The following is a 17,517-nucleotide window of genomic DNA, read 5'->3' as shown; positions in this document are numbered from 1 at the left end:
AAAAAATTGTGCTCAACCTGCTTTCCAACGCGTTTAAGTTCACCCTTCAGGGCTCTATTCGGGTCAGTCTTGTGGCGGAAGGCGAACAGGCCGTGTTAGCCGTCACCGATACAGGAGTGGGCATTCCGGCGGCCGAACTACCGCATATGTTCGAGCGATTTCACCGGGTCGAGAACGCGGGGGGGCGGTCGTTTGAAGGCAGCGGTATCGGCTTGTCACTGGTCCAGGAACTGGTGCAGCTGCACGGGGGTACGATCAGCGTCAGCAGCGTCGAGAAGGTCGGCAGTACATTTACCGTGCAGATTCCGCTGGGCCGTGCGCACCTACCAGCCGCGCAGGTCAGCGACGATCTGGCCGACGGGCCGCTGAGTGCGTTGGCCGATTCCTTTCTACAGGAAGCCTCGTCTATACTGGACGAGACCGCCCCGACCGCCACCGGTAATGTCGGTGACGCGGCTTTGCCGAAAGCGGACGGATATGTGCTGGTTGTCGATGACAATGCCGACATGCGGGCGTACCTGACCCGCCTGCTATCGCCCTACTTCACGGTTCATACCGCCGTTCACGGGGCCGACGCGCTGAACCAACTCCGTACGCTGACGCCCCAACTGATTCTGAGCGACGTGATGATGCCGGTCATGGACGGTAAGGAACTGATCCGGCAACTGCGGCAGAATCCGGCGACCGCGCTTATTCCGCTGATCTTTCTGTCGGCCCGCGCGGGGCAGGAAGCGCGTATCGACGGGCTGGAAGCCGGCGCGGATGATTACCTGGTCAAGCCTTTCTCGGCCGCTGAGCTGCTGACCAAAGTGCGGGCGCAGATCAGTCTCGAAGCCCTGCGTCGGTCGTCGGCTCAGGCCGTGGCTGCCAGCGAAACCCGCTACCGTCAGTTGGCCGAAGAGCTGGATGAACAGGTCCGGCAACGGACCGCCGAACTGGAAACGATGGTCGTTCGCCTGCAACGCTCCAACGAATACCTGCAACAGTTTGCCTACGTAGCCAGCCACGATATACAGGAGCCGCTACGCAAAATTCAGCAGTTCAGCGATCTGCTTCAGGGCCGACTCATGGGTGTAGCCGGGGAAAAGGAAGTGGGTTTCCTATCGCGGATACAGGTGGCCGCAGCGCGCATATCGACGCTGATCCGGGCGCTGCTGACCTACTCGCAACTCGACAACGCCGAACCCGACCGCCTGCCCGTTGCCCTGTCGGAGGCTGTCGCAACCGCCTGCGACGCGCTGGAAATTTCCCTAACCGAAGCCGATGCACGCCTGGACATGGACCCGCTACCCACTGTGTGGGGCCATTTTATCCAACTGAGTCAGTTGTTCCAGAACCTGTTGGGTAATGCACTGAAGTTCCGGCATCCCGGGCAGTCGGCTCACATTCAGATTCGCTGTACGGAGGTACCTGCGAACATGATTTCGCCCAGTGAACGCCCGCCCCAACCGGTCGATAGCTACTACCGCGTAGACGTTATCGACAACGGCATTGGCTTCGACGAAAAATACCAGTCCCGCATCTTTCAGGTTTTCCAGCGGTTACACACCAAAGGCGAGTACGAAGGAACGGGTATTGGCCTGGCCATCTGCCAGCGCATTGCGATCAATCACGGCGGGTTTATCACGGCTCATAGCCAACCCGGTCAGGGGGCCACGTTCAGCGTCTACCTCCCCGCCCAGCAACCTGTATTGCCGCCCAGCTGATTACCGTCGCGTTTCGACCGGTCTACCCGTATTACCTGACGCGAGCCCATACTTCGCTGAACGGGCCGGTCAGCGTCATCGTGTCGCCATCGACTTTTATATCGTACCGAAAGGTTTGCCCCAGCATGCCGCCGGTCGTTTCGTTGGCGACTAATGAGCCATAAAATCTGCTTATTGGGGCGTTCCTAGTACCGCCCGAACGCTACCTTACAAGCGCTTTGTGGATCTCCACACGGTGGACTCAGGGGGTTGATGGTGGGCGCAAAACTTGACCGAACGCACGGACCTGCACCTTTACACACCCGTTTGGTTGGGCTGTCTGCTTGACTTCGGGGGCGAGCAACCTGTCGCCGGAGAGCCTGCCCACGCGGAGCGAAACGTTTGAACTTATTATCTAAGGGATTGCAGAGATTACCATCGGCACTACTGTCGGTAAGTTGCTTGCAATTCCTTTCTCATTTGCAGAATCATTTTTTGGGTCAAAGCGTCATATGCCTTAGCCCGGTTTTGATTATTCATCTTTTCAAATTGCGCCTGCATATAAGCAGCGTTTTCAGGTTTGAGAACATCTAGACAACTCTGAACTTCATCAATTGTGTTTTGCGCTAGAACCCGATATTCGGTCACGTAGGTCAGCATCTGGTCGCTACAATCCAGCATCAGAGCATTGATTTCTGACTTGGCAACTAACAGTGGCGTTAATGCTTTATCCAGTTGAGCGTAAATCGCTGAGTTCATATCTGCTAACGCTTTCATAGAAGCAGCTTCATCTTCAGCCGTTAAAACATCGGCCATTTTTTCGCCAACTACCTTCAAAAGACTGGTTGGGTCGAGTCTGGCAGCCTTGGCCATGTCGTCCAACTTAGTGATAAATGTTTTGTAAGAAGTATGCCGCTTCTCAAACAATTTGTCTTTGATGTCGTGTCTTCTTTTGGCGAAATACAAGCCCAAAGCAATGACTGAGCTAACAATTGAGGTGATGAGTAAAACCCAGTGCCTTGAATCTAAACTGTTGAAAAATTCCACTAAAAATTGCATCCTTTATAGGTTTACTTTTGAGTCGCACTGCCTGTCAGCCGCAACCCGTTGAACTGACTAAACCTGTCCGACCGGGGCGTTTGGCTTGTCAGCAGGAAGCCCGAATTTAGAGCTGTGAACCTGCCCAACCGGGACGTTCAATCTGTCACCCGCGACCCGGAAATGCAGACACTTTACTGACTTCACCCAACACTTACAAGGGCGATTACAACAACTTTCTTTGCACCAACTCTTTCTCTACGCTAACAAATCGCTCTGATGCAAATAGTCGAAAATCAATTTGTCGACTCCCGCGACTTTGTTTTGTCGGCGTAGGTAAACCACGCGATTTCTTCGATTTCCGAACTTGCTTTCAGTTGCCCGTGGTATTCACCGGAGTAGCAGGTCATTTTTACCGTAACGCCTTTCGGCTGACCGTGCGCCTGTGCTTCAAAAATACCAATGTACTGTAGCGTTCTTTCGTCAATCGATACGGTTAGTTCTTCGCGTATTTCCCGGAGTAGCACCTGTTCGTCTGTCTCCCCGGCGTCCCGCTTGCCACCGGGAATATAAAACACATCTTTTCCGTAGCTTTTTGTCAGCAGGACAGTTTTGTCTTTTAACTCGATCCAGGCAAGTTTATCAATCTGTTTCATCTATATGTGGTAGAAGGAGCACATCAGGTTGCGCACGTTATCGTTGGGGCTTTGCAGCCGCGTGTTTGGAGAGCAGTTGCAACGTGTGTTCGAGGGCTTTTGTATCACCCCACTCTTCGTGGCCGGGAATGACGAGTTTGGCCGTACCGAACTGATTCATAACCCGACGAACGGAATTGCCCCACGCCGACAGGTTTGCTTCGCCAATGTAGCCCAGCCCGAACACAGACACGCTTTTGACAAAGCAGCCGCCATGCAGAATCTGCTGCTTGGGCAACCACACCACGATGTTATCGCTGGTATGTCCGGCACCGGGGAAGTACGTCCGAATCGGTACCTGACCAATGGTAAACGTCGTGTCGTTGGGGAGAATACCGTCGGGCGATTCATACCCGGCCTGCACCGTTTTCTGCGCCGTGAGTGGCGTGCTGACAACCCGGACACCCGCCTTTCGCAACGCGCCGATACCCCCTACTTTATCATCGTGGGAATGGGTGACGATGCAGAGCCGGACGGGCTGACGCAGGCTATCAGCCACCCAACGAAGTAGCTGCTGTGTATTGTCGGTGTCGTCTTTCGTATCCCAACCCGTATCGATCAGCACGATACCATCGCCCGTATTGACAATCAGGCCGTTCGACGGGACGGGTTCGCCCTTGTACATACCGTAGGTCGTGTGCACGTACACCCGATCCGCGATGGGCGTGACGACTAATTTTGGCTTCGGGCTGGGCTGCGCCGTTGATGCGTAGGCAATCAGTAAACCCAGACAGATGCAGACCAATTTTCGCATGATATGTGGTTAGGTAAAGCCAATCGAACCGCAATACGATCAGCAGCCCGGTTACTCAACGTTGAACAGTTACTTCGTAGGATGCTTACCCCATTCTTCGGGTGGATAGGCAAAGACGAACCGCAGTCGCAGATGCCCATGTTTTACGGCCCCGTGCCGGTACGTCACTTTAGCCCGGTTATCGTAGAAATCACTTCCATATATCCGGTCGACCGGGCCGGCAGACAGCTTACAATCGGCAGCCGTAGCCGGTGGCTTCGTGTACTCGATAAGCACCGAAGCGTCCGATTTATCCAGCAACCCGGTGGCCAACAGGGAAATGCGACCACTTCCTTCATGATCATTTTCAGATTTGCCGATGTAGAACGTAGTGTCGCGGTCGACCCGCCCAAGCTGTACATCGGCGTCCGGGGTTTTGGTTAGATCAAGGTAAACAAACAGGAGAATTACCAGACCGATCGCCCCGCCGATGAAAATGGCAATTACTCGTGCGATGTCTTTCAATAAACCAGTTACTCGCGACATACAAACGTGTTTCGTCGGGTGCAATATACCAAAAACCGATTCGCGCAGACTACCGGTTTCAGTCGTGGTGGGGCGTTGGCCCGGCGTATGCACCGGTAAGACACATGGTCAGCTAATGGACTGTTAATACGACAAAAGCCGACAGCCATGCTACGAGCACGGCTGTCGGCTTTTGGATATCGTTACGCTGTCAGCGCACTTGGTCAACGATGACCGGCCACGGCTTACTTTTGGGGAAACAGGGCTTTGTTGAGCACCGCAGCAGCTTCCGTGAGCGAGGTCTGCACCGCCGGAATCTTGGCCAGCGGGTTCAGCATTCCGTAGTCGTGGATAAATCCGGCATAGACGGAGATCGTGGTCGGTACACCCGCTTCGTCCAGTTTCCGGCCATAGGCGACACCTTCGTCGTGCAGAATGTCGTTTTCAGCTACCTGAACCAGTGCCGGGGGCAGACCGCTCAACTCTGTCAGCGAAGCCTGCATCGGCGACGCGTACTTGTTTTTGCGCTCGGTCGGGTTGGTGGTGTAGTTGTCCCACATCCACTTCATCAGGGGCGTGGTCAGGAAGCGTTCCTGCGCGTATTTGGTGTACGACTCACGGCTGAAGTCAGCATCCGTAACGGGCCACAACAGCAGTTGATACGCGAGTTTCGGTCCTTTTTTGTCTTTAGCCATCAGCGCCACGACAGTAGCCATGTTGCCACCGACGCTGTTACCAGCCACGGCCAGCCGCGACCCATCGACGCCGATCTCCTTGCCATGCTCAGCCACCCATTTGGTAGCGGCATATGCCTGATTGATCGCCACCGGATAGTGCGCTTCGGGTGAGGGTGTATAGTCGGGAAAGATACCGACAGCACCGCTTTTCACGGCCAGATCGCGCACCAGCCGCTTGTGGGTTGGGAAGTCGCCGAGCACCCAGCCACCGCCGTGGAAGAACATGAAAGCGGGCAAACCAGCCTTGGCTCCCTTTGGCTTTACGATGTGAAGTTTAACGGTAATGCCATCCTGCGTGATCGTTTTTTCCGACTCCTCAATGTCTGAGTAATCGAAGCTCACCGACTTCTGCGCGTTGACCAGCACCATACGGGCATCTTTGGGGGCCATCGTTTCCAGGGGCGGACCACCAGCGCTGTTCAACCCTTTCAGGAAAACGCGGATGTCTTTCAGAATGGCGGGGTCCTGCGCTGCGGGTACGGTCGACTGCGCCATGACGGTTGCATTGGCCGCGAACAGCATCGCGCCAGCCAGCAGGGCCGATTTTACGGAATTGGTTTTCATACGTTTATTGGGGTACATAACGAGTGTGTAAACTGGCTCATCGCCGGATCACCGGGTTTCACCGCTGAAACGCGCTGGTCTGATCGACTTGCCTGCACAAAAGTATTTCCCCCGTATGCGCTGAAAAATAGCAGAAAGGCAGTTTTGATTGGATATTTTTCCCGAAGCCGGGAAATGAGGCCCTACCCTTTCATTCCCTTCCTGAACCCGGCCGGAGAAGCCCCCGCTTTCTGCGTAAACAGCCGGTTGAAGTAAGCCGGATCGTCGTACCCCAGTTGAAAAGCGATCTCCTTTACGCTCTGATCGGTGTAGACTAGCAGGCGTTTGGCTTCCAGCACGATCCGGTTTTTGATGATCTCGTTGGGGTTCTCCAGATGCAGCCGGTTGAATTTATTGGCGAGTGTTTTCGGAGCGATGCCCATCAGCGTAGCATAGTCGGCCACGGTATGCTTCTCTTTGTAATGAATTTCGACCAGCTGCCCAAAGTTCCGGAAAAACTCCTTCTCAGCAGGCTCGACAAGCGGCACCAGCGTATCGAGGTGCTGTTTTTTCCACTCGCGGGTCGCCAGAATAATGATCTGCTTCAGATAGGTGCGGATCATTTCTTCCACCGACGATTCCTGCTGCTGAAGTTCGTCGGCAATGCGCGCAAACAGGCTGCTCATGGTAGCGTGGGCTGTCGGCGTCAGGTCGATTTTCGGGATTTGCAGTATGTTGTTGAACAGAAGCCCATCGCAGGCTACTTCGGCATCGTGAATCTGCACACAGTAAAAATCACGGTTGTAATGAACCATGGCAGCCGTGTCGGCAGTGCCCGACAGCATCGTCAGAAACTGGTTATGGGCCACAAAAAACAGTGTCGGCACGGTTGTTTCAAACGGGGTAAAGTCGACCGTTAGTCTGTAACCGGCTGGCAGCAGCAGTATCTTGATCGACGCACGAAACCGGTCGCTGTTCACCCAATCCAGTTGCCTGCTGTTGAAGGTGTTGTACCCCAGCCGTTTGTAGCTCGACTCGAATGTAGGATAGTACGGGTTCATGTTGTCGGTATGCGGGCACTCCCCTTTTGCTCTCTTTGATGGCTAGTGCAGCACGTCGAAAACCAGTTCGCGCAGGATGTCAGTTTCGTTCATCGTGGGGGCGTCGATGCCTTTGCTCAGGGCATCGGCTCGGCGGATAGCGTGGATGATAGCGGCTACTTTGGGCAGCGGAAATGTGCGGGCCGCCGACAGGTAATCTTTGACGAAAAACGGGTTGACACCCAATACACCCGCCAGCGCCTTCTCCGACTGATCTTTGCTCGCCTGCACCAGAATCACCTTGCTGAAGTACGCGAACAGCTGCGCCAGCACTACCACGAGCGGGTTGTCTTTGGCGTTCTTACCCAGATAGTCGACAATCTGATTCGCCTTCACCACGTCGCGGCTGACAAGGGCTTTCTGCAACTCAAACACGTTGTATTCCTTGCTGATACCCACCAGCCGCTCGACTGTCGTCGCCGAAATTTCTTCGCCAACGTGCAGGTTAATCATGATCTTGTCGATCTCACTCGCCAGCCGTTTGAGGTCGTTGCCAATGTGGTCGGCCAGGAGTTGGCAGGCTTTGGGGCTTACTTTGGTACCCTGCTCACGGCAATACTCCCCTACCCAGTCGGGCACTTTGTTGTCGTACAGCTTTTTGATACCCAGCAGCTTGCCTTTGTTGCCAAACGCTTTCACCCACGCTTTGCGCTCGTCGAGGCCGGGCTTGCCGTCTTCTTTGGTGTAGCACAGCATCAGGATCGTGCTCGACAGCGGGTTCAGCGCGTAATCTTCCAGCAGTGTCTGCGCCGATTTATCGTTGATACCGGCCAGTTGCTGCGCTTCTTTCACCAGCACCAGTTGCCGCTCGGCCATAAACGGGTACCGCCGGGCGTAGTTGATAACGGCCCCGACGTCGGCATCTTTACCAAACAGCACAAACTGGTTGAACCCCCGCTCCGCAACGGGCACGGCTACTTTCTCCAGCTCGTCAGCGACACGGTCAAGGTAGTACGGTTCGTCGCCGTGAATGAGGTAAACGGGGGCAATGCGTTTGTTACGGATGTCTTTTAGCAGGGTATCAACGGCGGCAATCAATTCGGTAGGCGGTTTGCGGTTTTCAATGGTCAGTTCCGACCCGGAAGTTAGCTACGTGGGCAACGAGTTCGGGCCAGAATCGGTTGAACTGCGCCTGAATCGGTTCGTCAAACCGGATCAGGTCTTCGACGGCCGTATCCAGCCCTGATACGTAGGGCGTCCGGTGGGAAATTCCGGTGAGCGCCCGATCGATACCGGTCGTGGTCTGATAACTCGTAATCCAGTCGTAGCGAACCATGGCGTCGAGCATTCGGCGGGCCGACACGGGTAACCGGTTGACATGCTGTTGCAGTGTCGTGTAAAAATACGCCGTAAATGCGGGTAGTGATTCACCGGTCAACGCCGAAAACTGAGTAGCCAGCATGTGATCGAAAAAGACGTCGACAGCCACACCGGCATATTTGTGGCAGCGGGGTCGCAGCAGGTCGCGCACGGCAGCCACGGCGGAGTGACTGTCGGTGAAGGCATCGATGGCGCGGTGTATCCGGACGCCCTCAACCTCACCCGCGTGCAAGCCGTGACGGGGGTTGGCCGGGTCGCCCTTGATAAAATCACCGATGAAATTACCGATCAGCCAGTCGGCGTTACGGTCCGACAGGTACGCGTGTGCGAGTATGTTCATGCCCCTTGTCGAACGACGTCGGGGTTGCCGGGGTTCCCTTCTTCGGCCATCGCCAGGCTATCCGTCGACACGTACCGCTCGACCGTCACGCCGAACCGACGCAGAAACTCCACCCCTTCATCAACACCGATGCCTTTGTATTCGGCGTACGAATTCAGGTACACGACCCGCGCGATTTTCATGCTGTAGATGATTCGGGCGCAGGCAATGCAGGGCGACAGGGTAACGTAGATAGTGGCCCCCTCGATAGCCGCACCGTTCTTGGCCGCGTACAAAATGGCGTTCTGCTCGGCATGAAGCGCCAACGAACAAGACCCTTTCGAGTCGCGGGGGCAACCCACGCCGGGAAACTCCTCGTCGCAATTGTGCGTCCCGGCGGGCGGGCCATTGTAACCAATGGAAATAATCCGGGTGTCCCGCGCCAGCACGGCTCCCACCTGGGCTTTGATGCAATGCGAACGCTTGGCCAGGTTAATGGCCAGATCCATAAAAATATCGTCGAACCGGGGACGAGCCATAGAGAATGTCTTGAATTTTCTTGAACCGCCGGGCGGCCCCGTGTGATTTTTGTAATTACGCTGATGGACTATGATTCACAAAAAGAAATCAGGGCGATCAGTGTGATCAAACGAATCATAGTTCAAAACTAATCTGAACTGTGATTAATGCTGATTGCATTGATGGACTATGATTCAAAAAAAGAAATCAGAGCAGCCAGCTAACCATAGTTCAGATCGTCTTGAACTGTGATTGACTAATTGTTCTGATGGGCTATGATTTTTCTTCTCGTTCTAAGTCAGCGAAATCACGCAATCAAACGAAACACACAGGGCCGCATGGCGGTTCAGTATTTTTTTGCGCAATCCGTGCTTCGTGTTCAGGAAGCGGTAACCGGTAGTCGGTTGTATATTGGAACACCGACGCGGTTGATATGATCGATCAGAGCAGGTTCGGCTATATTCTGTCTGTTCAGCAAATCGAACGAGTATAACAAATCGAGTTCTTCCAGTGCGTCAAGCAGGTTGACGATATCCCAGAGGCCAAGATCATCCCCTTCGATAGCGAGATCAATGTCAGAACCGGGTCGGTGTGTGCCCATCGCCCGAGATCCGAATAGTACTACGCGTGACACAGGAGGATACTGCTCGAAGATTGCGGCAATTTCAGCCAGTACGTCGTTGTCAAGCCCGTATTTATTCATCAAATATCGTTGTTTGTCGCCCGTAGCGCTCTTCTTCGAGACGTGATTCGAGGTCTTTCAATAACTGCCAGTATGTTTCGACAATTGCTTTTGCGATCTCACTGGCAGTTCCCTGATCATAGGTATGAGATGTTAACTCACGGGATTTTTTCATTGCCCTCCAGGCAGCATCTCCTTCAATGTATCCAACCAAAAATGCCTGATTCAGTACATCTTTAGGTCCTTTAAGATCGACGTACCCTTTTTCCCGGAGTAAATCCTGCAATGTCTTCCAGGCTAATTCGTACGTGTATTCAAATCGTTGAATTAGCCCCTCTTCTTCGAGATCAGACAGCTTCTCCACTGTAGCCTGCGTGGCCGCTTCGCTCAATCGCGTAAGCGCTTTCCTGTAGTTAGCGAACCGTTGCTCCCATCGAACGTCCTTGTATTCCATTAAGCAAACTAACGAAAAAACAGTCTAGCCTGCCAATTCTGTCTGAACTGTGATTTTTGTGATTACGCTGATGAACTGTGATTCAAAAAAGGAATCAGGGCAATCAACGTTCAAGACCATCTGAACGTTGATTACCCTGATTGCTCTGATGAGCTATGATTCAAGAAAGAAATCACAGTCCATCAATGCAACCAGCATTAATCACAGTTCAAGAACCTTCTGCGAACGAAGCCACTCGGGTTTGTTCGTCACCACACGAGCTTTCAACTCGTTGAGCATCGCGTACAGACCGTAGTAGGTGCGGTTGACGTACAGACCGTCCTGCGAGCCGCGCGCTACTTTCGAGCTTTTCAATTCCTCAACTTTAGCCAGCCCCTCCGCAAAAGCATACACCTTATTGAAGTACGCGTCATCGCCGAAGTCGAAGTAGTCAACCGCGAATGGTGCGCCCAGCATAAAGATCATCTGCTTGAACAGATCGGAGAAAAAGGCCCGGTCTTTGGGTGAATCCTGCGGGGTCAGGAACTCCAGATTATCAAAAATCTGCTCCGTCAGCACCATGTCTTCCAGCGTATCGGGGTTGATGAGCCGGAAGTAGTTGTCGTAGTAAAATTCGGGAATCACCTTCACGCAACCGAAGTCGATGACGCCCATCGTCCCGTCGGCCCGCATCAGGAAGTTGCCGGGGTGAGGGTCGGCGTGAACCTGCCGAAGGGTGTGAATCTGAAAATCATAGAAGTCCCACAGCGCCTGCCCAATGCGATCGCGAACCTCCTGCGACGGATTCGTTTGCAGGAATTCGCGCAGGTGCATCCCGTCGAGCCAATCCATCGTCAGGATACGCTTCGACGAAAATTCGGGGTAATATTTTGGAAATACCAGCCCCGGAATGTGCGCGCAGGCTTCCGAAATTTCGATACTCCGCCGAAGCTCGAGCGCGTAGTCCGTTTCTTCCAGCAGTTTCGACTCTACCTCACCCATGTACCGGTCGATGTCGCGCTCATTGAGGTTCAACAACCGAACGGCCAGCGGCTTGGCTATTTTCAGGTCGGAAGTGACGGCGTCGGCAACGCCGGGGTATTGCACTTTTACAGCCAGTTTCTTTCCGTCTTTCCAGGCCTGATGCACCTGCCCAATACTGGCCGCATTGACGGCTTCCATATCGAATTTATCGAACAGTTCCGACGGGCTTTTGCCAAAATACGTGCGAAACGTCTTGACAACCAGCGGCCCCGACAACGGTGGTGCCGAGTATTGCGCCATCGTGAACTTGTCGGTGTAGGCAACCGGCAGCAGTCCCCGGTCCATACTCAGCATCTGCGCCATCTTCAGCGCCGAGCCTTTCAGTTCGCTCAGTGCGTCGTAGATATCGGCAGCATTGTCTTTGTGCAATTCTTCTTTCGACAGATCAGGGTCGAGCAGTTTTTTGCTATAATGCTTGATATAGTTGCCACCAACTTTCACCCCTGCCTTCACAAACTGGCTGGCACGGGCAACTTTGGTCGTTGGAACAGATGTCTGCGTTTTCATAAGTCAATGAGTGAATTAGCGAATGAGCGATTGAGTGAATGCCTGATGTTCGCTAATTCACTCAATCGCTCATTCGCTCATTTATTCTGGTATACGAACTTGGCAAAGTCGAACAGGGTGTCGAAGGGCGAGCGGCCGATCAGGTCGAAAGCGGTGTTGACGGCTTTTTCGATGGCACTGTCGGTTTTTTCAAACCCTTTGCTGACGTCGCGCACCCAGAAATCGAGCACAAACAACGTCTGCGCCCAAAGCGCGTCAGGATAGCGGTCGGTCACAAATGGACGCGGCTCCACTTCTTTGCTTTCACGGCCTTCCGCCAGCAAATCGCGGGCGTAGTCGTAAAATGCGTCTTTGAATGGGCTGAACACCTGCCCGTTGGCCATCCCCCGGCGCGACCGCATCCGGGCTTTCTGCATGGGTGTTGCGCCGGCCATATCACCTTTCAGCCGGCCATAGCTGTAAACGACGAAGCTGCGCTGCGCTTTCAGCAGTTCAATCCAGGTGTAGTAGAATGCCAGCAGCTTCTCCCGGACGGAATAGCCCTGGTAGGTGTCGTCGGCATCGACCGTTTTACGGGCTTCATTGAACAGCCCAAGCCAGATGTCGGCTTCGATAGCGTCGAACGATGCGTAGTCGGTGTAGAAGTCGGCTTCGGCCAGTTTAAGTTTCTTCGCAAACTGGAAAACGGAGGTGGGTTGGTGGCCCGTTTCGAGCACAAACTCGACGTAGGCTTTACGGATTTTTTCGGTGGTCTCCATATACTAAGGGAACGGTGTGTTGGCGCGAAAAGTTTGAGTCGAACCGGTCAAAATAAGGCGGTTACCTATCACCCTCAACACCGGCCAGTACGCTATCTATATACGTTCTGCTTTCAACGGCCCGGCCCTGTACTCAACTGCTCGTTGAAGGAGAATTCAGGCCAATCGGCCTTAACAAAGCCAATTTTTACCGAACTTGGACCGCATAATTGATAACTGACTGTCGACTATGACCTTGTATATGCATACGTTTATGTGTGCGCTCAGCCTGACGCTGTGCGTATTCCTCACCCGCCAGAGCTTTGGTCAGTATGGTGGCTACGGGGGTGGGTACGGCGGCTACGGTGGCCGGATGGGTGGTATGGGCAGTCAGATGGGGCAGATGAGTACGCCCCGCGCCAGCATCCCCAACATCGCTGGGGATATGGCCAACAAAGAAACCAAGTGGCTCAAGGAAAATCTGGCGCTGACGAAAGATCAGGCGAAGGAGGTAAAGAACCTGAACAACGAATACGCCAAGGTTCAGCAGGACGCCATCAAGGATATTGTAGGCACCAACACGAGCGGTCGTCCTTCCCCCGAAACAATCAAGCAGATCAGGGAGTCGATGCTGATGTTCAACGAAGAAAAGGAAGATAAGCTTAAGACGATTCTGACCCCCGAACAGTGGACACAGTATCAGTCGAAGAAGGAAGCGATGCAGAAGGAGATCGGCGGCTACCGCCCCCCCGCCCCAAAATCCATGCGCCCGGATTCGACGGGACATTAGTTTAATGTTTAAGGTCTAACGTTTAAGGTTCCTCCGGTGGAAAGGCTCCGTAGAACAACCTTAAACGTTAGACCTTAAACTTTGAACCCGCCCTTAAAACTCATCCACATATGCGCCCATTTGCCGGACCGAGTGGCAGGCAATGTGGCGCATTTTTGCGTCTGCCAGCAACTGATCGGTCAGCGGGGTGCGGCTGGAATCGTCGAAGATGATATGCCGGGCCACAACACGGTTTGCCAGCTGATCCCAGTCGCGCAGGGCGTTTCGGCGAATAATCAGATAGTCGACCACGGCCGGTAGTCGCCAGTGGTGGTAATTCGACAAGCGGTTCACGAGAAGAATCGAGCGGCCCTGCCACACCAGCAGGCTATAGTCACGGCTGTAGTATGTCGTGGTGGCAGTTTTGGCGACTTCTCCCATTGACACCTGCCGAATATCGACCCGCTTCGGCTCCGGAATACCCCAGCTACCAAAGGTGTTTTTCAGGTAGAACTCGTACGACCGCTGATCCGTCGTGTCGAGGTCGGTGAGCAGCAGGCTGCGATTACCCGTTGTGAAGCTAACAGCCGTGCGATGGGGCAGAAAATGAACCGCCAGCCGACGTTGTTGCATCCGATCCGTGTCGCCCAGCACCATCAGGACAACCAGCACGAGTGCCGTTGCACTCAGCGGCCACAGCCAGTTGCGGTTACGACTTAGCAGCAGCACCCCACCGAGCAAAATAAGCGCGTAGATCAGTATCAACTCAACCGGCGACAGCCACAGGTTACCCCAGGCAGCGCCCGGCAGTTGGCCCGTCCGGCTTACAGCTTCGTTGAGCAGCCAGGCCGTTTTCTGCAACAGCCAGCCCAGACAGACGTTCAGGTACGGCACCCAGCCGAACGCCAGCGTTGCCATAGCCAGCGGCAGCAACACCATCGACAGTACCATGACGACCGGGTTAGCCAGCAGGAAATACGTCGGAAACTGGTGAAAGTAATAGACCCCCAGCGGAAACGTAACGAGTTGCGCCACCAGGGCCACCGCCGTAATCTGCCAAAGCTTGTTGGCCAATCTGTACCGAAACGTCAGCGACTGATACAGGGGCGACTGCCACGCGCCAATGCCCAGCACGGCCAGCGACGACAGTTGCAGTCCCGCCGACAACAGGGCGTAGGGGTCGTACAGGAGTATAAAAAACAGGGCGACGCTCAGCGAATGACCCGTGGGTGCCCGGCGTTGCAGCGCCTTTGCCAGCAGCAGCATCGAAAACATGGCCGCCGACCGCAGCACCGGCAGTGAGAATCCCGTGATGAGCGCGTAGAACCAGAGCACCGCCAGTTGCAGCACGATCAGCCAGACGCGATCGTCGCGCTTTCCAGCCGTTAGACCGATCAGCCACGTAAGCACGAAAAATAAAATACCGACGTGCAGCCCCGACACCGACAGGATGTGCACGGCTCCGGCGGTAGCGTAAGCCCGGTACTGTTCTGAATCAAGATCATCGCGCACGCCCAGAATCATGGCGTTAACAATGCCATATTCGGCCCGCGTACCGATCTGCCGGGTCAACACACTATCAGCCCACCGATTGACGCGTATGGCAATATCGGTCAGCGCGTTGGGTGGGTCATTACCAATCACCCGCCGTTGATACGGCCGCAGATATTGCTGATGGTAAATATTCCGCCGACTGAGGTAGGTTTTGTAGTCGAATTCACCGGGGTTGAACGGCGGATCGATTAGTCGCGGTGCCCCGTTAACGAGCCATACGTCACCATAACGCGGTACCGAACCGGCAGCCTTATCGAGGTACACGATTACGCGTCCACTCAGGGGTTTCCAGTCGACATTGGTTCCCCATTGGCCTTGCTGTACGGCCAGTTCGACGCGGTACGTTTTCGCGCGTTCTTCGGGTTGCGCCGTCACGATACCTTCATACGCCCGCAGCGTATCAGTCAGGTGAGTTAGGTTATTGGCGTCGTTGCGGGCCGTATGCAGCCAGGTCACGCCCCAACCCATCGCCATCAGCAGTCCGGTCAGGGCAACCCCCAACGCTACTCCTGCCTGCCGGAACGATTTCCGCACCAACAGCCAGCCGACGACACCGCTTCCGGCTACGGCCAGCAAAACGGGAAGCCAGTACTGATCGGGCAACCAGGTGTAGAGGAGGATACCGGCCGCCAGTCCTGCGACGGCGCGCACGAACGGCAGTACGGTCATTGCTTGGGATAGGCCGACGCGGGAAGTATCATTTTGTAGTGCGTAATGCCGCACTCATCGAACTGTGGGCCGGTTGGCACGAAACCAAACCCAGCGTAAAGCGGCATGGCCGTTACCTGCGCGTGCAGATAGATACTTTCGACCGGTTCGGGCAACTGACTAAAGACAGAGTCAAGGACCGTTTGAACCAATGCCTTTCCAACCCCTGCCCCCCGAAATTCGCTCAGCACCGCAAACCGCTCCATCTTGACGCCCTTCGACGTGCGACGCCAGCGGGCCGTACCAGCCGGTGCACCATCGACCCGCGCCAGGAAGTGCAGGCTGGTTGTTTCAAATTCATCGTATTCGTCCTCGGCGGGCACGTTTTGTTCCTCAACGAACACACGTCGACGAATCAGAAAAGCAGCATCAAGATCAGCAGGGTCGGTAATAGGGAGAACGGTAATCATACTGTCTGTAAACGGTTTACGGTACTCGGTTTGCAGTTTTCGGCATACGCTTATCAATTATGTAAACCGTATACTGAATACTGGCAACCGAAAACTGGCTAGTCAAAGCCGCAAAATAACAGCCCTTTCCGTAAACCGTACACTATAAACCGAAAACCGTACTGCCGTCAATGCACCACCAGTCGGCTGCTGACCGTTTCGTTGTCGGTTTTGACACGAACGATGTAAACACCCGACAATAACCCGACCGTCGACAGGGTCACCCGTGTGCTGGGCGAACTGGCATAGGTGTAGTACCGAACAGACCGCCCTGACGCGTCGTACAAACCGACAGTGAATGACTGGCTACCCTTTAGTTTTACTTCGACCGTCGGGTCGGCGGCTGCCGGATTGGGGTACACGTTGATGGTTAGGTTGTCGGACTCGGGCACCGTAACCAGCGAGTTAATCAACTGCTGACGACGGGGGCTCAATTGCAGCACCGCCCGCATGCGAGCCACCTGCCCGACCGTGAACAAGTTCATGCACCCATCGGGTGAGTAGTCCATGTAATCTTCCGTCAGGTCGCGCGTCCGGACGTTGTTGACGCAGGTTGAATACGTCGTGCGGCACTGCGTCGTCTGATTCGGCCCCTTGGTAGGTGGCGTGTCGTAGACGTAATCGTCAGCGCAGCCGTCGCCGTCGCCCCAGGTATGAATCAGCCCCAGCCAGTGCCCAACCTCGTGGGTAATCGTGCGGCCACAGCAGTACACCGAACTACGCACGGTACCAATCTGCCGGCCAAAGTACCGGTGATCGACCATCACGCCGTCGATTCGTTCGTTCTGCGAAGCAACCAGCCCTTTCAGTGTGTCAGCGGTGGTGGGAAACTGCCCGTAGCCGAGGTAGTTATTATCCAGCGTCGTCACCCAGATGTTCAGGTACCGGTTGCTGGGCCAGTACGCAATAGTCGACAGCAGTCCATCGTCGCTGAACACATCGAACGACGATTTCTGGGCGTAGTAATGGCGGGTGATACCGGTTGTCGCGGCCCCGTTGGGGTCCTGCGTGGCCAGGAAAAATTCGATCCCGGCGTCGGCACTGAGGGTAGTTGTGTTGGCACCGGGCGTACCCGACTGCCGCCGGTAATCTTCGTTCAGCACCTGAATCTGCGAGGCAATCTGTTCGTCAGAAATATTGCCGTTATCGGTCCCCCCGATGGCATTCGACGCGTTGCTGTGGATGACGTGAACCACCACCGGAATGCGGTAGATGGTCTGAGCCGCCGACTGACGCAGTAATTTTTGCCGGGTCTGTAACTGCTCAACCTGCTGGTTCAACGCGTCGATATTCCGCTGACGGTTGGGGTCGCGCAGCTGAAGCACCCGTTTTTCGTATTCGGTCGTACCGCACCGCTGCCGGTACGACTCTCCGCCGGATTGCGCCAGCAGCGTCGGCGCCAAAAGCAGGGACATGCAAA

18 protein-coding genes are annotated in these 17,517 nt (G+C 54.7%); 2 read left to right on the top strand and 16 right to left on the bottom strand.

The window, feature by feature from the left end; genetic code table 11:
• Positions 1–8: 8 nt before the first annotated feature.
• Positions 9–1,706 carry an ATP-binding protein gene (locus HH216_RS26055; RefSeq protein WP_254448462.1) on the top strand — a complete coding sequence of 566 codons (1,698 nt, stop codon included), beginning with the start codon at positions 9–11 and terminating at the stop codon, positions 1,704–1,706.
• A 423-nt stretch (positions 1,707–2,129) separates the two neighbouring features.
• Here HH216_RS26055 and HH216_RS16280 read toward each other — a convergent pair whose 3' ends face one another.
• The 13 genes from HH216_RS16280 to HH216_RS16220 all read right to left on the bottom strand — a co-directional run bounded on the left by HH216_RS16280 (position 2,130) and on the right by HH216_RS16220 (position 12,638).
• Positions 2,130–2,744 carry a hypothetical protein gene (locus HH216_RS16280; protein WP_169551761.1) on the bottom strand — a complete coding sequence of 205 codons (615 nt, stop codon included), beginning with the start codon at positions 2,742–2,744 and terminating at the stop codon, positions 2,130–2,132.
• Between the two features lie 275 nt (positions 2,745–3,019).
• Positions 3,020–3,379, bottom strand: coding sequence for an NUDIX hydrolase (locus HH216_RS16275; protein WP_254448461.1), 360 nt, complete (start codon positions 3,377–3,379; stop codon positions 3,020–3,022).
• Between the two features lie 37 nt (positions 3,380–3,416).
• Positions 3,417–4,172 carry a subclass B1 metallo-beta-lactamase gene (gene bla, locus HH216_RS16270; protein WP_169551760.1) on the bottom strand — a complete coding sequence of 252 codons (756 nt, stop codon included), beginning with the start codon at positions 4,170–4,172 and terminating at the stop codon, positions 3,417–3,419.
• 69 nt (positions 4,173–4,241) lie between these two features.
• Positions 4,242–4,697, bottom strand: a complete 456-nt coding sequence (locus HH216_RS16265; RefSeq protein ID WP_169551759.1) for a hypothetical protein — start codon at positions 4,695–4,697, stop codon at positions 4,242–4,244.
• Positions 4,698–4,921: 224 nt separating this feature from the next.
• Positions 4,922–5,977, bottom strand: coding sequence for an alpha/beta hydrolase (locus HH216_RS16260; RefSeq protein ID WP_332871409.1), 1,056 nt, complete (start codon positions 5,975–5,977; stop codon positions 4,922–4,924).
• Between the two features lie 182 nt (positions 5,978–6,159).
• Entirely contained in the window at positions 6,160–7,017 is an 858-nt protein-coding gene (locus HH216_RS16255; protein ID WP_169551758.1) for a helix-turn-helix domain-containing protein, read from the bottom strand.
• 42 nt (positions 7,018–7,059) lie between these two features.
• Positions 7,060–8,094 carry a DNA polymerase III subunit delta gene (gene holA, locus HH216_RS16250; protein WP_169551757.1) on the bottom strand — a complete coding sequence of 345 codons (1,035 nt, stop codon included), beginning with the start codon at positions 8,092–8,094 and terminating at the stop codon, positions 7,060–7,062.
• 22 nt (positions 8,095–8,116) lie between these two features.
• On the bottom strand, positions 8,117–8,716 hold the full coding sequence (locus HH216_RS16245) for an acyl carrier protein phosphodiesterase (RefSeq protein ID WP_169551756.1): 600 nt from the start codon (positions 8,714–8,716) through the stop codon (positions 8,117–8,119).
• A complete protein-coding gene (locus HH216_RS16240; protein WP_254448460.1) occupies positions 8,713–9,234 on the bottom strand; it encodes a deoxycytidylate deaminase in 522 nt (173 codons plus the stop codon). Before HH216_RS16240 ends, HH216_RS16245 begins: the two co-directional genes overlap by 4 nt.
• Positions 9,235–9,593: 359 nt before the next feature.
• On the bottom strand, positions 9,594–9,917 hold the full coding sequence (locus HH216_RS16235) for a nucleotidyltransferase domain-containing protein (protein ID WP_169551755.1): 324 nt from the start codon (positions 9,915–9,917) through the stop codon (positions 9,594–9,596).
• Positions 9,910–10,350, bottom strand: a complete 441-nt coding sequence (locus HH216_RS16230; protein WP_169551754.1) for a nucleotidyltransferase substrate binding protein — start codon at positions 10,348–10,350, stop codon at positions 9,910–9,912. Before HH216_RS16230 ends, HH216_RS16235 begins: the two co-directional genes overlap by 8 nt.
• A 201-nt stretch (positions 10,351–10,551) precedes the next feature.
• Positions 10,552–11,880, bottom strand: a complete 1,329-nt coding sequence (locus HH216_RS16225; RefSeq protein ID WP_169551753.1) for an ABC1 kinase family protein — start codon at positions 11,878–11,880, stop codon at positions 10,552–10,554.
• A gap of 77 nt (positions 11,881–11,957) precedes the next feature.
• Positions 11,958–12,638: a TetR family transcriptional regulator C-terminal domain-containing protein gene (locus HH216_RS16220; protein WP_169551752.1), complete on the bottom strand. Its 681-nt coding sequence runs from the start codon at positions 12,636–12,638 to the stop codon at positions 11,958–11,960.
• Positions 12,639–12,867: 229 nt separating this feature from the next.
• Between HH216_RS16220 and HH216_RS16215 the strand changes: the two genes are divergently transcribed.
• Positions 12,868–13,407: a hypothetical protein gene (locus HH216_RS16215; protein ID WP_254448459.1), complete on the top strand. Its 540-nt coding sequence runs from the start codon at positions 12,868–12,870 to the stop codon at positions 13,405–13,407.
• 93 nt (positions 13,408–13,500) lie between these two features.
• Here HH216_RS16215 and HH216_RS16210 read toward each other — a convergent pair whose 3' ends face one another.
• The 3 genes from HH216_RS16210 to HH216_RS16200 form a co-directional block, all read right to left on the bottom strand.
• Complete coding sequence (locus HH216_RS16210; RefSeq protein ID WP_169551751.1) at positions 13,501–15,609, bottom strand: ComEC/Rec2 family competence protein; 2,109 nt, start codon at positions 15,607–15,609, stop codon at positions 13,501–13,503.
• On the bottom strand, positions 15,606–16,058 hold the full coding sequence (locus HH216_RS16205; protein WP_169551750.1) for a GNAT family N-acetyltransferase: 453 nt from the start codon (positions 16,056–16,058) through the stop codon (positions 15,606–15,608). The genes HH216_RS16210 and HH216_RS16205 overlap by 4 nt, the downstream gene beginning before the upstream one ends.
• A 167-nt stretch (positions 16,059–16,225) precedes the next feature.
• Positions 16,226–17,512, bottom strand: coding sequence for a M43 family zinc metalloprotease (locus tag HH216_RS16200; RefSeq protein ID WP_254448458.1), 1,287 nt, complete (start codon positions 17,510–17,512; stop codon positions 16,226–16,228).
• Between the last annotated feature and the right edge of the window lie 5 nt (positions 17,513–17,517).

Source organism: Spirosoma rhododendri (assembly GCF_012849055.1).
Lineage (GTDB): Bacteria > Bacteroidota > Bacteroidia > Cytophagales > Spirosomataceae > Spirosoma > Spirosoma rhododendri.
The sequence above is the reverse complement of the archived record's forward strand: the minus strand, read 5'-3'. Positions and strand labels throughout refer to the sequence as shown.

Excerpts from the sequence above, each read along its gene's own strand:
- HH216_RS16205 (WP_169551750.1), bottom strand. The coding sequence starts at position 16,058 with ATGATTACCGTTCTCCCTATTACCGACCCTGCTGATCTTGATGCTGCT.
- HH216_RS16245 (WP_169551756.1), bottom strand. The coding sequence starts at position 8,716 with ATGAACATACTCGCACACGCGTACCTGTCGGACCGTAACGCCGACTGG.
- HH216_RS16280 (WP_169551761.1), bottom strand. The coding sequence starts at position 2,744 with ATGCAATTTTTAGTGGAATTTTTCAACAGTTTAGATTCAAGGCACTGG.
- HH216_RS16210 (WP_169551751.1), bottom strand. The coding sequence starts at position 15,609 with ATGACCGTACTGCCGTTCGTGCGCGCCGTCGCAGGACTGGCGGCCGGT.
- HH216_RS16215 (WP_254448459.1), top strand. The coding sequence starts at position 12,868 with ATGACCTTGTATATGCATACGTTTATGTGTGCGCTCAGCCTGACGCTG.
- bla (WP_169551760.1), bottom strand. The coding sequence starts at position 4,172 with ATGCGAAAATTGGTCTGCATCTGTCTGGGTTTACTGATTGCCTACGCA.
- HH216_RS16200 (WP_254448458.1), bottom strand. The coding sequence starts at position 17,512 with ATGTCCCTGCTTTTGGCGCCGACGCTGCTGGCGCAATCCGGCGGAGAG.
- HH216_RS16220 (WP_169551752.1), bottom strand. The coding sequence starts at position 12,638 with ATGGAGACCACCGAAAAAATCCGTAAAGCCTACGTCGAGTTTGTGCTC.
- HH216_RS16225 (WP_169551753.1), bottom strand. The coding sequence starts at position 11,880 with ATGAAAACGCAGACATCTGTTCCAACGACCAAAGTTGCCCGTGCCAGC.
- HH216_RS16275 (WP_254448461.1), bottom strand. The coding sequence starts at position 3,379 with ATGAAACAGATTGATAAACTTGCCTGGATCGAGTTAAAAGACAAAACT.
- HH216_RS16240 (WP_254448460.1), bottom strand. The coding sequence starts at position 9,234 with ATGGCTCGTCCCCGGTTCGACGATATTTTTATGGATCTGGCCATTAAC.
- HH216_RS16260 (WP_332871409.1), bottom strand. The coding sequence starts at position 5,977 with ATGAAAACCAATTCCGTAAAATCGGCCCTGCTGGCTGGCGCGATGCTG.
- HH216_RS16265 (WP_169551759.1), bottom strand. The coding sequence starts at position 4,697 with ATGTCGCGAGTAACTGGTTTATTGAAAGACATCGCACGAGTAATTGCC.
- HH216_RS16235 (WP_169551755.1), bottom strand. The coding sequence starts at position 9,917 with ATGAATAAATACGGGCTTGACAACGACGTACTGGCTGAAATTGCCGCA.
- HH216_RS16255 (WP_169551758.1), bottom strand. The coding sequence starts at position 7,017 with ATGAACCCGTACTATCCTACATTCGAGTCGAGCTACAAACGGCTGGGG.
- HH216_RS16230 (WP_169551754.1), bottom strand. The coding sequence starts at position 10,350 with ATGGAATACAAGGACGTTCGATGGGAGCAACGGTTCGCTAACTACAGG.